Origin of the sequence: Pseudomonas folii (genome assembly GCF_014357575.1) — a bacterium.
Classification (GTDB): Bacteria; Pseudomonadota; Gammaproteobacteria; order Pseudomonadales; family Pseudomonadaceae; genus Aquipseudomonas; species Aquipseudomonas folii.
Genome location: NZ_JACONW010000005.1, coordinates 19,493 through 31,884, shown reverse-complemented (window position 1 = coordinate 31,884; position 12,392 = coordinate 19,493). Strand labels below are relative to the sequence as shown.

At 55.5% G+C, this 12,392-nt stretch carries 14 protein-coding genes and 3 pseudogenes; 10 read left to right on the top strand and 7 right to left on the bottom strand.

Going from position 1 to position 12,392, the window contains the following annotated elements; translation table 11 throughout:
- Positions 1 to 12 precede the first annotated feature (12 nt).
- The 3 genes and pseudogenes from H8S59_RS27135 to H8S59_RS02300 all read right to left on the bottom strand — a co-directional run.
- Positions 13 to 180: pseudogene (locus H8S59_RS27135) on the bottom strand (arsenical resistance protein ArsH); the annotation flags it as partial.
- Complete coding sequence (locus H8S59_RS02305) at positions 180 to 650, bottom strand: arsenate reductase ArsC (RefSeq protein WP_187520365.1); 471 nt, start codon at positions 648 to 650, stop codon at positions 180 to 182. The gene H8S59_RS02305 and the pseudogene H8S59_RS27135, both read right to left, overlap by 1 nt.
- A gap of 9 nt (positions 651 to 659) precedes the next feature.
- Positions 660 to 1,055 (bottom strand): annotated as a pseudogene (locus H8S59_RS02300) (ArsB/NhaD family transporter); the annotation flags it as partial.
- Between H8S59_RS02300 and H8S59_RS02295 the strand changes: the two are divergent.
- Positions 1,042 to 1,653 (top strand): annotated as a pseudogene (locus tag H8S59_RS02295) (SulP family inorganic anion transporter); the annotation flags it as partial. The pseudogenes H8S59_RS02300 and H8S59_RS02295 sit on opposite strands and share 14 nt — an antisense overlap.
- 251 nt (positions 1,654 to 1,904) lie before the next feature.
- Here H8S59_RS02295 and H8S59_RS02290 read toward each other — a convergent pair.
- On the bottom strand, positions 1,905 to 2,468 hold the full coding sequence (locus H8S59_RS02290) for a carboxymuconolactone decarboxylase family protein (protein WP_187520363.1): 564 nt from the start codon (positions 2,466 to 2,468) through the stop codon (positions 1,905 to 1,907).
- A gap of 180 nt (positions 2,469 to 2,648) precedes the next feature.
- Positions 2,649 to 3,767 (bottom strand): NADH:flavin oxidoreductase, encoded by a 1,119-nt coding sequence (locus H8S59_RS02285; protein ID WP_187520362.1) that lies wholly within the window; start codon positions 3,765 to 3,767, stop codon positions 2,649 to 2,651.
- A 102-nt stretch (positions 3,768 to 3,869) separates the two neighbouring features.
- Here H8S59_RS02285 and H8S59_RS02280 point away from each other — a divergent pair, with 102 nt between their 5' ends.
- The 3 genes from H8S59_RS02280 (at position 3,870) to H8S59_RS02270 (ending at position 5,683) form a co-directional block, all read left to right on the top strand.
- On the top strand, positions 3,870 to 4,253 hold the full coding sequence (locus tag H8S59_RS02280; protein ID WP_187520361.1) for a winged helix-turn-helix transcriptional regulator: 384 nt from the start codon (positions 3,870 to 3,872) through the stop codon (positions 4,251 to 4,253).
- A 183-nt stretch (positions 4,254 to 4,436) separates the two neighbouring features.
- A complete protein-coding gene (locus tag H8S59_RS02275; protein WP_187520360.1) occupies positions 4,437 to 5,078 on the top strand; it encodes a DUF1349 domain-containing protein in 642 nt (213 codons plus the stop codon).
- A gap of 167 nt (positions 5,079 to 5,245) precedes the next feature.
- Positions 5,246 to 5,683 (top strand): DUF4174 domain-containing protein, encoded by a 438-nt coding sequence (locus H8S59_RS02270; protein ID WP_187520359.1) that lies wholly within the window; start codon positions 5,246 to 5,248, stop codon positions 5,681 to 5,683.
- 72 nt (positions 5,684 to 5,755) lie between these two features.
- Here H8S59_RS02270 and H8S59_RS02265 read toward each other — a convergent pair whose 3' ends face one another.
- Positions 5,756 to 6,961, bottom strand: coding sequence for an MFS transporter (locus tag H8S59_RS02265; RefSeq protein ID WP_187520358.1), 1,206 nt, complete (start codon positions 6,959 to 6,961; stop codon positions 5,756 to 5,758).
- A gap of 124 nt (positions 6,962 to 7,085) precedes the next feature.
- Between H8S59_RS02265 and H8S59_RS02260 the strand changes: the two genes are divergently transcribed.
- Positions 7,086 to 7,709, top strand: coding sequence for a TetR/AcrR family transcriptional regulator (locus tag H8S59_RS02260; RefSeq protein WP_187520357.1), 624 nt, complete (start codon positions 7,086 to 7,088; stop codon positions 7,707 to 7,709).
- Positions 7,710 to 7,998: 289 nt separating this feature from the next.
- On the opposite strand, the gene H8S59_RS02255 is transcribed toward H8S59_RS02260, so the two are convergent.
- Positions 7,999 to 8,652, bottom strand: coding sequence for a hydrolase (locus H8S59_RS02255; RefSeq protein ID WP_187520356.1), 654 nt, complete (start codon positions 8,650 to 8,652; stop codon positions 7,999 to 8,001).
- A gap of 222 nt (positions 8,653 to 8,874) precedes the next feature.
- On the opposite strand from H8S59_RS02255, the gene H8S59_RS02250 reads away from it, so the two are divergent.
- The 5 genes from H8S59_RS02250 (at position 8,875) to H8S59_RS02230 (ending at position 12,353) form a co-directional block, all read left to right on the top strand.
- Positions 8,875 to 9,771, top strand: a complete 897-nt coding sequence (locus H8S59_RS02250) for a LysR family transcriptional regulator (RefSeq protein ID WP_187520395.1) — start codon at positions 8,875 to 8,877, stop codon at positions 9,769 to 9,771.
- A 30-nt stretch (positions 9,772 to 9,801) separates the two neighbouring features.
- Positions 9,802 to 10,104, top strand: coding sequence for an ArsR/SmtB family transcription factor (locus H8S59_RS02245; protein ID WP_187520355.1), 303 nt, complete (start codon positions 9,802 to 9,804; stop codon positions 10,102 to 10,104).
- 145 nt (positions 10,105 to 10,249) lie between these two features.
- On the top strand, positions 10,250 to 11,233 hold the full coding sequence (locus tag H8S59_RS02240; protein WP_187520354.1) for a zinc-dependent alcohol dehydrogenase family protein: 984 nt from the start codon (positions 10,250 to 10,252) through the stop codon (positions 11,231 to 11,233).
- On the top strand, positions 11,230 to 11,544 hold the full coding sequence (locus H8S59_RS02235) for an antibiotic biosynthesis monooxygenase family protein (protein ID WP_187520353.1): 315 nt from the start codon (positions 11,230 to 11,232) through the stop codon (positions 11,542 to 11,544). Before H8S59_RS02240 ends, H8S59_RS02235 begins: the two co-directional genes overlap by 4 nt.
- A gap of 359 nt (positions 11,545 to 11,903) precedes the next feature.
- Positions 11,904 to 12,353: a hypothetical protein gene (locus tag H8S59_RS02230; RefSeq protein WP_187520352.1), complete on the top strand. Its 450-nt coding sequence runs from the start codon at positions 11,904 to 11,906 to the stop codon at positions 12,351 to 12,353.
- Positions 12,354 to 12,392 lie beyond the last annotated feature (39 nt).

The following is a 12,392-nucleotide window of genomic DNA, read 5'->3' as shown; positions in this document are numbered from 1 at the left end:
CAGCGCGGCGGGCAGGAGCCTGCTGAAAGAGCGCTCAGGAGTTGATCCGTACAGCAACAAGATGCGCGGCTTGTGAGTTGGTTGCTCGTTGCGTTGCAGGCGATCCAAGGTGGCGACGTCAATAAGCGACTGATCCAGATTAGGTAGATCCAGACTGTTCTCCGAGGAAAACTCGTCCATTACAGGCCACCTATTCGATCTAGCTCGCGCTTCAGTTCCACCGGTGCAAGTGCGAAATGATCGAGATTGAAAAATGCTTCAAAACGCTTTCTAATCTGGTTGACTGTCGCGTCAAACGCGGCCTGGATTTCGCCGTCTGTTCCTTCCACATCCGACGGGTCGGCAAGGCCCCAGTGGCTTTTCACAGCAGGCCCAAAATAAACCGGGCATGGTTCGCCTCCGGCCTTGTCGCACACCGTGATCACCACGTCCGGTGGGGAATCCGAGAAAACCTCTGAGCCTTTGCTGTAGAGACCTGTGGTGTCGATACCCAGCGCTTGCAGCGTGCTCACGGCGCGTGGATTCAGCTGGCCGCTTGGGAAGCTGCCCGAACTGACTGCAGTAAAGCCGCTCGGGGCCAGGTGGTTGAATACCCCCTCCGAGAGAACGCTCCGGCAGCTGTTTGCCGTACACATAAAGAGCACTTTCATGGGGTTCTCCTAGACAGGAATGCTAAGCCGCAACGCCAGTGCCACTAGCGTCACTACCAAGATAGGGATGGTGAGGATGCTGCCGACTTTGAAGTAGTAGCCCCAGGTGATACGGATATTTTTCTGCGCCAGGACGTGCAGCCACAGCAACGTGGCCAGGCTTCCGATTGGCGTAATCTTGGGGCCGAGATCGTAACCGATGACGTTGGCATAGATCATGGCCTCACGTACCAGTCCGGTAGCGTCGCTGGCCTGAATGGAAAGAGCGCCGATAAGCACACTCGGCATGTTGTTCATGATCCAAGATAACAGCGCAGCGGTGATACCCGTGCCCAAGGTAGCGGCCCACACACCATGCACAGCAAATATGTTCAGTAGCGCCGAGAGCGAGTCGGTTACGGGTGCCATAATATTGTTAATGGTAGCCCTCGTTAAAGATCACGGACTTCAGTATCTGCTGGCCGCCAACTTGCTCTGTGGGGTACTTCAAATCGTCGCGGGTTACCTGAGGCTGGGGTCGCTGATGCGCTTCGTTTCCCGCTCCGTGGTCACCGGGTTTGTGAACGCGTTAGCGACTCTGATTTTCATGCCGCAGTTACCTGAATTGACCAACGTGAGCTGGCACGTCTACGCCATGACCGCAGTGGGTCTCGTGATCATCTACCTGTTCCCGTATGTACCGGTGACTGGCAAGCTGATTCCCTCGCCGTTGGTGTGCATTCCGATCTTGACTGCCATCGCGATTTACCTGGGGCTGGATATCCGCAGCATAGGTGATATGGGCCAACTGCCAGAGACGCTAAGGATTTTCCTGTGGCCTGAAGTGCCGTTGAACCTTGAAGCCTTGCGTATCATCTTTCTCTACTCCGCAGCGCTGGCAGTTGTAGGCCTGCTTGGGTCGATTATGACCGCAACCATCGTCGACGACCTGACCGATACCACTAGGAACAAAAATCGCGAGTGCAAGAGTCAGGGCGTAACCAACAACGCTGCCGGCTTGATCCAGGCACTGCCAGACTTGAGGCCGGTGGAAATCGCCGTTCGCGATCGCTTGAACACCCGGTGCGAATAGGGGCAAAAATGGGGGCATAACTTGATTTTTTTAGCTGAAAAAACCGTCCTAGAGCCTAGTCAAAATGTTTTTCGGGGATCCGGATAGCCTCTAGCCATATGATCCTGCCAAGGCATCACACCACATATTCATAGCAACATGCTTCGGCCCCAAAAGGTACCGAGCATCAGTTCAACACAGACTCATAGCTCAACAAACGGCAGCGGTGCATCGGTATCACGACGCACTGCGAACACATTCAATGTCATTGCCACCAACGAGTAATACCCAAAAACCCCGACAAGCTCTACAAGGCCAGGCTCCCCGAACGTCTGGATTGCGGTCGCATACAAATCTTCGTCAATACGACGCGTCTCGTACAACGACTTGCCCAGGCTATAGACCAGTTGTTCATCCTCGCGCGCAAATTGCGGGGCTACTTGCTGCCGCAGTGCATCAATAACCGAGTCTGTGATACCCGCGGCACGGGCGATCGGCTCATGAATCTGCCACTCAGCCTGCGACTGCCACCATGCGGCGGTGGAGAGAATCGCCAGCTCCGTCAAGCGCAACTCCAGCCGTGTGCCATATCGACAGAACGCTCCCAGTCGCTGGGCATGACTGGCCAGTTCGGGACTGTGAATCCAGGCCAGAAAAGGTCCATCCAGGTTGCCCCTCGGGCCCGCAAGAATGTCCTTGAGTACCGAACGCTGGGCTTCATCCATGGATGCCCCAGTCAGTTCGCTTAGCCGCGATTGAATGGCCATATCGGTATTTCCTCAGAGACTTTTCAACGTGAGTTGCAGTGCACTCTGGAGTTTCTCGGTAATCTCATCCAGGTGGTGGTCCTCGAGAATGAACGGCATTTTGCTGTCGCGCTCAGCATCAAGGCTCAGTTCAAGGTAATGCGCCTGCTTTCAGACGCACACCCAGTTCCGACTTAAGTCTCAAATCAATTTGGCTAAAGATGCGGGATTGAAGCCCTTCAAATCCCCGTAATCGCCTTTTGCGACCTTGGCGACCCAATCCTTGTCGCTCAACAGCACACGCCCTACTGCGATCAGATCAAACTCCTCACGCTCCATGCGCTCGATAAGCCGCTCCAGACTGGCAGGCGCGGATCCCTCGCCAGCGAATGCGTGAGTAACATCATTATCCAGACCGACCGAACCGACGCTGATAGTTGTCGCCCCAGTCACTTTCTTCGCCCACCCTGCGCAATTCAGCCCGTTCTCACCGTCAATTTCGGGAAATTCAGGGTCCCAGAAGCGTCGCTGTGAGCAATGCAGAACATCGACACCCGCCTCGACCAACGGCAGCAACCAGTCTTCCATCAGCGCAGGTGTCTCGGCGAGGCGCACCCCAAAGTCCTGCTGCTTCCATTGACTAACGCGCATGATGATCGGGAATTCGGGCCCGACCGCATGACGAACAGCAGAGACGATCTCTGCGGCAAAACGGGAGCGCTCTTTGATGGTCGGCCCGCCGTAGCCATCGGTGCGCTGATTGGTGCCCGCCCAGAAAAACTGATCGATCAGATAGCCATGAGCCCCGTGGATTTCAACGGTGTCGAAACCCAGTCGCTTGGCATCCGCCGCCGCCTTGGCAAAGGCAGCTATTGCGTCTGCAATATCCTCTTCGCGCATAGCCACACCGCGTGGCTGGTTTGGCGAATCGAGGCCAGATGGGCTTTCCACTGGCGCATCAGGTTCCCAGCCACTGACATCACGCACGGCACCGGTGTGCCAGAGTTGCGGCCCCATGCGGCCTCCAGCATTGTGAACGGAATCGATCACATTCTTCCATCCGGCCAACGCTGGCCCACCATGGAAAAAAGGAATGCCGGGCCCGTTACGTGAAGCGGGACGATCAACGACGGTTCCTTCTGACAAGATCAATCCGACTTGCCCCTCGGCCCGCCGACGGTAGTAAGCCGCGCTCCCTTCGCCGGGAATGCCTTCAGGCGAAAACTGCCTGGTCATCGGTGCCATGACAATCCGGTTTTTCAGCTCAAGCGACCGGATGGAAAGAGGACGAAACAGGATGCTGGTATCAGGGTTTGACATTGTATGGACTCCATTTGCTTTCGGAAGCCATATAAGTATATTTTGTAAACCAGATGTCAATTAGGCACTTAGAGTAGCCTAGATATACACGAGGAAACTTCGATGCTGGAATTAAAGCCGCAATGTTTTTCGTCCGACTGCCCAAGTCGGGCACTATTCGATCAAATCGCAGACAAATGGTCGATGATGATTCTGACCGTTCTTGATGAAGGGCCGCATCGGTTTAACGCCATCAGGCGTCGTCTGGAGGGTGTCACTCAGAAGGCACTCACGCAGTCCCTGCGGCGTCTGGAGAGAAACGGCCTTGTGTCGCGCCAGGTCATCTCTTTCTCCCCCGTAGCAGTCCAGTATGAGATCACCCATCTGGGTCAGACACTGCAGCAGCCATTTCGCGAATTGCATAAATGGACGCTCGATAAACTACCCGAGGTTGAAGCGGCCCGGATGAAGTTTGACCAGGCGGGAGAGTTAATAAGTAATGGTTGATTCAGGTGGCCGGTTGAATCATTGCAGCGACTTTAAGTTGGCATACATGGCTATATAAGATGGGCGTACCGCCGGTAGCGCTGTCGCCCTGATTCAGTGACAGGGGCGTTCGATGCGCGTGACTGCGTTCCAGGCCCGATACGGCTTTCCCGTAACTCATCCGCCACACTCAGCGATCAAATCATGGAGGGTATCTTGCCAGATAAAAAACCGATTGCAGCGGCTGGTCAACGCTTTGACGAGTCAATTTGGCGAACTGCCCACTGGCTAAATGAACCAAGCCATTGCCTCGCCTATTCAGACGACTCATTGGAAGTGGTCACTGAATTTCAGACCGATTTCTGGCGTGTAACTCACTACGGATTCATACGAGACAGTGGGCATTTTCTAGGGTTTAAAACCACGGGTGGCTTCACTGCTCAAGTCAGGGTCACGGCCGATTTCCGTGAGCTTTATGATCAAGCCGGGATTATGGTCAGGCTTGATGAGCAGACATGGGTCAAGGCGGGAATTGAGTTCAACGATGGAAATCCAATGATCAGCAGCGTGCTCACAGAAGGCAGATCAGACTGGGCGCCTGGTTGCTTTACGGGAGATCCCGGCGACTTCTGGCTTCGTGTGACCGTTTCCGAAGGTGTGCTGCGCTTGCAGTATTCAACAGACGGACTGATCTGGCCATTGCTCAGACTTGCCCCATTTCCAGACGCCGAAAGTTATCAGGTTGGTCCTATTTGCTGCACACCGCAGCGCCAAGGTTTGAAGGTAAGATTTTCCGAATGGTCTTTGACGCCTCCCTTGGGGCGAGACTTACATGATTTGAGCTAACTCGACTTATTCGAGCGCAGTCTTGACCTGGCACGCCGGTTTACTAACCGGGTTGCGGATTTTTAGACGTGCAGGCGTGTAGAACCGGCCTGCCTTTGGTCAGTCATCGCGAGCAAACCGAAAGTGTCAGGGTCCAAGACTTCACCCATCCTGTTCAGGAGATGCCAATGAAAAACCTCATGACTCCACTGGCGTTACTGCTTGGCATGGCAGGCAGTCAAGTGATGGCCGACACCGCCTCCAATCCCTTGGACAGCGAGCGCTGGCAGTCCCGGCCATTGATCGTAGTTGCCCCCGACGCAAGCGACGCAACCTGGCTTGAATTTCAGCAGGACCTGACGAAGCCCGCCAACCGCGAGGCCTTTGTCGAACGCGAAATGGTGCTGTATTCCGTGGTCAATGGCGTCGGCAAGCGCAATGATCAGGCCATGGACCCAAAAGCTACCTCGGCGCTACTGAGTACTCTGGGTGTAAAGCCGGATGGCCCGACCCGTTTGCTCTTGGTGGGCAAGGACGGCGGCACAAAGGTGGACCAGTATGCGCCGCTGGACATCAGTGTGATTTTCGCGACGATCGACAAAATGCCGATGCGCCAGAATCGCTAGCCTCACGCTCAAAGCCTGCCGCCGCTCATGGAAGTTAAAGCTGCAGTCAGCCCCCTGAATACCTCCGGCCTATCAGTGACCGGCGATCACTTCACCGGACTGCCTGTCGCCCTGTGCAAAGCCATGGGCTCGCGCTCGGGATGCAATCGCCAGACTTAGCAGCAAAAGTACCAATAGAACCCAAGGGAAAGAACTCACGCCCCATTGCCCAAGCAGCACGCCACCCAGTAGCCCACCGCCCGCAATTGCGCTGTTCCAGACAACGACGTTCATCGAAAGCGCGACGTCAGCGCCCTCACCTGCCGAGTCCGCAAGCGCAGTTTGTAAAAGCGTAGCCGCGCCACCAAAGGTCAGGCCCCAGATAAATACACCGACGTAAATAGCCGCGGCAGTGCTTGAAAACAAGCCGAGGAACACCGAAACCGCTGCGAAAGTTGCCAGACTGGCCAGCACAGTCTTTCGCAGATGACGATCAACCAACCGTCCCGTGACCCAAATGCCCGCCAACGCGGCGACACCAAAGGTGAGCAACACCAGATCCACGTCACTTGCGAGCCCGGCCTCGGCGACAAAGGGCGCGACGTAGGTGTAAAGGATGTTATGAGCCAGCATCCAGGTGAACACGACGCCCAATACAGAGCGCACACCCGGCGTAAAGAACACCTGACGGAGCGCCATGCGCTGTGACGAAGACTGGCCGGGATAGTCCGGCACTTTGAGCAGCACCCAGACGATCAGCACCAGGGTCATCCCGGACATCAAACCAAATGCCATGCGCCAGCCCATGAAGCTACCCAGCCAGGTACCCAAAGGCACGCCGAGCGACAACGCGATGGGCGTTCCCACCATGGCAACTGCCAGCGCGCGGCCCTGCAATTGAGGCACAACCATCCGTCGCGCATAGCCTGCGATCAGGCTCCAGGCCAGACCCGCCGAAACGCCTGCGAAAAATCTCGCGACTAATGTCAGCCAGTAATTTGAAGACAACGCAGTGATGGAGTTGAAAATCAGAAAGCCGACAATTGTCAGCAGCAAAACTGTTCTGCGACGCCAGCTTTGTGTGGCAATGGTCAGCGGTATGGCTGCCAGCAGTGAGCCCAACGCGTAAACCGTCACCATCTGTCCGGCAAACGATGCCGATACTCCCAGGCCACTGCCGATCTCGGGCAGCAGACCTGCGGGTAACGTCTCAGTCACGATGCATATGAACCCCGTCATCGCCAATGCGAGCAACGCCCCAAGCGGAAGCCTTTCGGCCTGTCTCTCGTCTGTAGCCATTCGAATCTCCCGACTAATATACTGATCGGTATAAATATAGGGAGAAGCAACGAGGTGGTCAATGACTTATGTATCGATTAGTATTTAAGTGACTTTGATCACGTACGCTTGGAGGACTCTGGACATGGCACAGATGGGACGTCCGCGCACGTTTGACCGTGACGTGGCAATCACTCAAGCACTGCATTTATTTTGGGAGCATGGCTACGATGCGACATCTCTCAGTCAGCTAAAGGCTCACATCGGCGGAGGCATTACCGCACCCAGCTTCTACGCCGCCTTTGGCTCGAAACAGGCACTGTTCACTGAGGTAATGGAACGCTATCTCGCCACCCACGGCAGGGTTACCGACAGCCTTTTCGATGCGACCCTGCCGCCCAGGGAAGCCATTGAACTCACCCTTCGCCGCTCGGCGAAAATGCAGTGCGAGGCCGATCATCCCAAGGGATGTCTGGTGTCGTTAGGCCTGATGAGCGCTTGCACGGACGAGAGCAAGGCCATCTCCGAGCCACTCGCACGGGCGAGAAACCTGAATCGTGCAGGTATAGTCGCCTGTATCGAACGCGCCATTAGCACAGGCGAATTGCCTGCGACGGTGATGCCGGAGACTCTTGCAGCCGTGTTCGACAGCTTCATGCTGGGCCTGTCGACGCTGGCGCGCGACGGTGTACCGCATGCCACGCTGGATGGCGCAGTGAGTCAGGTGATGGGGCTGTGGGATGGCTTGCGTATTGTTGCCGAAGAGTGATGGTGAATAGCGTTGCATTCGACTGATTGGCTTCGATCGAAGCCCTGCGATCGAGATACTCGCCTGCTAGTGGAGGTGACTACCTGCTGTCTCCAACGGGCAGTCTCTTTGGCTGATCCTCTCCTCCAGATCAAACGTCGCCACACCCAGCCCCGTTTCCGTCACCTCGTCCCGCAACACATCTCAATGATCCGGTGAAACGTTGCGGTTCCTGCTTTTATCGTCTTGAATGCCTGGCTGAGTCTGCACTTAATGCCCAGCCAGACACATTGACTCAACCCGGCTCAGCTCACTCGGCGTTGGCCGGCACCGGTGTATTGAGCAACTGTTGTTCCCACAAGTAAGCGACACCGCTTCCGGCAGCGTGCTGCAGCATCACGTCGGTCAATGCGCCGGCTGTCTCAGCCCGGGCCCAATCGCGCTGCCATTCGGCGGCAATAGCCAGCCAGGTCATCATGTTTGCACCCGCCGCGATCATGCGCTGGATTGCCACTTGGTGGGCTTCGACGGAGACACCGCCCGATGCGTCGGTAATGACTGTGACGTCCCAGCCTTCTCCAAGCGCCTGGATCACCGGCATGGCGACGCAGACTTCAGTCCATAGGCCGGCGATGACCAGTTGCTTACGGCCCGTTGCCTTGACTGCATCCACCACCTTCGGATCTTCCCAGGTGTTGATAAGGGTTCGGTCGATAACCTTTTGGTCGGGAAATACATCGAGGAGTTGAGGAAAAATCAAACCGCCACGCTCTGCCTGCACGCTGGTCAGAATAGTGGGTACGCCAAACGCCTTGGCAGCCTTGGCGAGGCCAGTCGTGTTGTTCACGACCATTTGCGGTTCATGGCTATTGAGATTGGTGAGTTGAAAGGGCTGGTGGTCGATTAGTACCAGTACGGAGTCTTCCGGGCGAAGAAGTGAAGCGAGCCCGTTACGAAAAGTCATTAATCCATCCTTTGTTGCCGCGATTAGCGGGATTATTAGCGGGGTCAGTTTCGGGCAACGTGCGTTTTACGCGACGTGGCCTGCTGCACTGTGCGGCTCCTGCATGCGTTCAGGTAGTAGCACCTTTTGATTAGCTGTGTCGCAGAAAGGGGAACGCTGACGACGGCATCAAAGACGTACACTCCAGCCAGAACAGTGCACATGCACAAGGGGAACGCAGACATGGACATCGAAGAGCTTCAGACCTTTGTAGAAATGGCCGATGCGGGTGGTATTTCGCGCGCAGCGCTGCGCCTGGGCGTGTCCAAGTCCATCGTCAGCCGCCGACTCGCCAGGCTGGAAGCCGAGCTTGGCGTGCAACTGATGACGCGTTCCACTCGCGGCGCCGCCCTCACCGAAGCGGGGGCAACTTTTCGCGACTATGCAGACCGAGCCTGCGCTGAAATCGAGATGGCACGGGAAGCGATTTTGCCCGCCGGCGAGCTTCGTGGCCGGTTGCGCATTGCAGCGTCACTGACGTTCGGCCCAACACACTTCGCGCCCATACTTGCAGAGATGGCGAGACGTCATCCCAAGCTTCAGGTTCAGACGAGCTACAGTGATCGCTTCGTTGACCTGATCGGGGAAGGTTACGACTGCGCGATTCGGGTCGGCTACCTTCAAGACTCCACCCTGATCGCCCGATGCATCGGGGCAATCGCTGGCAAGCTGGTGGCGAGCCCGGCCTACCTAGCGGCGCATGGGACACCTCAGGCACCCGATGAGATCGTTACCCATCAAGCCCTCATGCAAGGCACTGAGTCCTGGCTTTTTCTGGATGGCGAAAAAACTGTTACGGTACATCCGCAGGGCACATTCAAAGCCGACAATGGCATCGCACTGGTTGCCGCCGCCATAGCTGGTATCGGCATCGCCTGGCTGCCAGACTGGATCACTCATAAGCACGTGGCCAGCGGCGAACTGGTGTCAATCATGACCCGGTATCCCCCGCCGCCAGCAGGCGCTTATGTAGTTCGCCCGCCGGGCCAGCATCCTGCTCGGAAAATAAGAGTGCTCACCGACCTGCTGATTGAATACTGTGACCAGGGGGCAAAGATTCCTGAAGCGACGCCTAATTGACATATCGGTAAATTTCGATACCCTCGCGCCATGGACTTACTTGAAATTTTCAAAGCGCTATCAAACCGCACCCGTCTTGAAATCCTGAAAGGGCTGAAAGACCCGGTGAAAAGCTTCCCTGCGCAAGATGAGGGTGACGTACACACGGTTGGCGTTTGTGTCAGTAGCATTCAAGAAGGCGTCGGGCTGTCGCAGTCAACGGTGTCGGATTATCTGGCAACGCTGCAACGAGCTGGATTGATTGAAGTAAAGCGCATTGGTCAATGGACCTACTACAAGCGCAACGAAGCAACCATAAGTGCCTTGGCCGAGCTGATCGGAAAAGAGCTGTAATTTTTACTTACCTATATCGAAATTTCCCGATATCCCTTTTAACCGAAACCGCGTACGTTGATGACTAGCGTATACGCAGCCAGTTTTTACGCTCCTCAATATCGACAATTCCCGATATCCCTTTTTTTAGAAATGAGGTTTTACAATGAAAGCAATGATGCTCATAGCGTTCGGTGGCCCCGACTCGTTCGAACTCCGTGACGTGACCAAACCCGCCCCGGGTTCCGGAGAGGTGCTGGTTCGTATACACGCCACCTCCATCAACCCCTTGGACTATCAGGTGCGCCGGGGCGACTACGCCGACCTGGTGTCACTCCCAGCTATAAGTGGCCACGACGTATCAGGCGTTGTGGAAGAGGTCGGCCCGGGTGTGACAGCTTTCGCATCCGGCGACGAGGTTTGGTACACCCCGCAAATATTTGACGGCACCGGAAGTTATGCCGAGTACCACGTGGCCTCCCAAAGCATTGTCGGCAAGAAACCTGCAACGCTGAGCCATCTTGAGGCGGCAAGCCTGAGCCTGGTCGGCGGAACGGCATGGGAAGCACTGACCGTACGTGCGGCACTCAAGGTGGGCGAAAGCATTCTGATCCATGGCGGCGCCGGCGGCGTAGGTCATGTAGCAATCCAGTTGGCAAAAGCCATTGGAGCGCGGGTTTTCACAACCGTACGCGAAGCCAACGTTGAGTTCGCCCAAAGCATGGGTGCCGATGTGATCATCGACTACGAAAAAGAGGATTACGTCGATGTCATCAATAGGGAAACCGATGGGCGCGGCGTCGACGTGGTGTTTGACACCATCGGTGGCAACACCCTGACCCGCAGCCCTGACGCCCTCACGCAACTCGGCCGGGTTGTTTCAATCGTCGACATTGGCCAACCACAGAACCTCATTCAAGCCTGGGGTAAGAACGCGAGTTATCACTTCGTCTTCAGCCGCCAAAACCGCGGCAAGCAGGATGAGTTGAGCACGTTGATCGAACGCGGCCAGCTTCGCCCACATGTTGGCGCCGTCTATTCACTTGCCGACCTGGCTCTTGCCCATACGCTGCTGGAGACACCCAACAATGGTCTTCAAGGAAAAATCGCAATTGAAGTCGTGCCATCGATTCAAGGGGAAGCCTCATGATTTATGAGATTGCTGTACTACCCGTACACAAGGAACACATCGAAACATTCAAGGATGCATTTGCCAAGGTCGCGCCGTTGCTTTGCCGGGCGAAGGGTTATCTCGGACACATGCTGGCCCAAGGAATCGAAACCCCGCAGCACTTCAACCTGATCGTGCGCTGGCAAACACTCGAGGATCACACACCGGGCTTCGAGGCGAGCCAAGACCACAGGGTGTTCATGCTGAACCTGAAGGAATTTTTCTCGGAAGAACCGCAGGTTTATCACATTGAGGGAGAGGCTTTTGCTCCAGGCAATCCCTCTTTCTGAGGCTTTCACTATGCTCGGAGAAATCGGGTCAACTGACATTTCGCTCAATGACCCGATACTATCCGGTGGACGACCTCTCTCCTTGTCCCTCATGTAAGGCATATTCCTGATCCGTGTAGCTGAAGCAAAAGATGAGCCTGCTATCAGAACACTACGCCCGCTATCTAACTGCAATCGATAGCCCCCCTCCGAGGACTGCCGACTTTGCGGCTCGATCGGGGCGGGTGCGTTTACGTGGTGACGGATTAAAAACGTCACCTTCGAATGCAGTTAAGGCCTTCGCAAGATCTAAGACGCCCTACCGTTTCTTCAGGTTTTGCATCACGATATAAGCCCAAGTACTGCTCGCTGGAGCCAATATGTATATTGTCCAGGATTCCCGCTCAGACGAAATCCTCAGGCTTGAGCATCTACTGGAGGGGTTCAACTATACCGTCTGGATCAGCGCATACGGGCCTTTTGAGTTGAACAGAACGCTTGAGGAGCAACTGTCTCATTCCATTGGTAACGAAGTAATCATTGGTAACCATTCCAACGTGACGGCAAGCGAAGCCCGCAGCGAGATTACAGAGCAATTGCTGCACTTGGGAGATGAAGGTTATGGCCCAATAGATCTAACTGCAAAGCAGGCAGAAATCCTGACTCTCCTTGAGGCCTTGTTCACGCATGTGAACATCGACCAAGCCAACGCCGTCACTTCGTTTTGTCTCACCAAAGGCCATCCGGCTTACCCAGTGTTCTGGGAGTTTTCTTTCGATATCCATGTCGGTGGGAAACGATGGATTCTGATGGGTAGTAGCAGCGACTAGTCTACGAAGACCTGACTTTCGAACCCCTTTTAGGCAAAG

Bases quoted from the DNA above. Each gene is read 5' to 3' on its own strand.
- H8S59_RS02305 (WP_187520365.1), bottom strand. From the start codon at position 650: ATGAAAGTGCTCTTTATGTGTACGGCAAACAGCTGCCGGAGCGTTCTC.
- H8S59_RS02290 (WP_187520363.1), bottom strand. From the start codon at position 2,468: ATGGCCATTCAATCGCGGCTAAGCGAACTGACTGGGGCATCCATGGAT.
- H8S59_RS02285 (WP_187520362.1), bottom strand. From the start codon at position 3,767: ATGTCAAACCCTGATACCAGCATCCTGTTTCGTCCTCTTTCCATCCGG.
- H8S59_RS02280 (WP_187520361.1), top strand. From the start codon at position 3,870: ATGCTGGAATTAAAGCCGCAATGTTTTTCGTCCGACTGCCCAAGTCGG.
- H8S59_RS02275 (WP_187520360.1), top strand. From the start codon at position 4,437: ATGGAGGGTATCTTGCCAGATAAAAAACCGATTGCAGCGGCTGGTCAA.
- H8S59_RS02270 (WP_187520359.1), top strand. From the start codon at position 5,246: ATGAAAAACCTCATGACTCCACTGGCGTTACTGCTTGGCATGGCAGGC.
- H8S59_RS02265 (WP_187520358.1), bottom strand. From the start codon at position 6,961: ATGGCTACAGACGAGAGACAGGCCGAAAGGCTTCCGCTTGGGGCGTTG.
- H8S59_RS02260 (WP_187520357.1), top strand. From the start codon at position 7,086: ATGGCACAGATGGGACGTCCGCGCACGTTTGACCGTGACGTGGCAATC.
- H8S59_RS02255 (WP_187520356.1), bottom strand. From the start codon at position 8,652: ATGACTTTTCGTAACGGGCTCGCTTCACTTCTTCGCCCGGAAGACTCC.
- H8S59_RS02250 (WP_187520395.1), top strand. From the start codon at position 8,875: ATGGACATCGAAGAGCTTCAGACCTTTGTAGAAATGGCCGATGCGGGT.
- H8S59_RS02245 (WP_187520355.1), top strand. From the start codon at position 9,802: ATGGACTTACTTGAAATTTTCAAAGCGCTATCAAACCGCACCCGTCTT.
- H8S59_RS02240 (WP_187520354.1), top strand. From the start codon at position 10,250: ATGAAAGCAATGATGCTCATAGCGTTCGGTGGCCCCGACTCGTTCGAA.
- H8S59_RS02235 (WP_187520353.1), top strand. From the start codon at position 11,230: ATGATTTATGAGATTGCTGTACTACCCGTACACAAGGAACACATCGAA.
- H8S59_RS02230 (WP_187520352.1), top strand. From the start codon at position 11,904: ATGTATATTGTCCAGGATTCCCGCTCAGACGAAATCCTCAGGCTTGAG.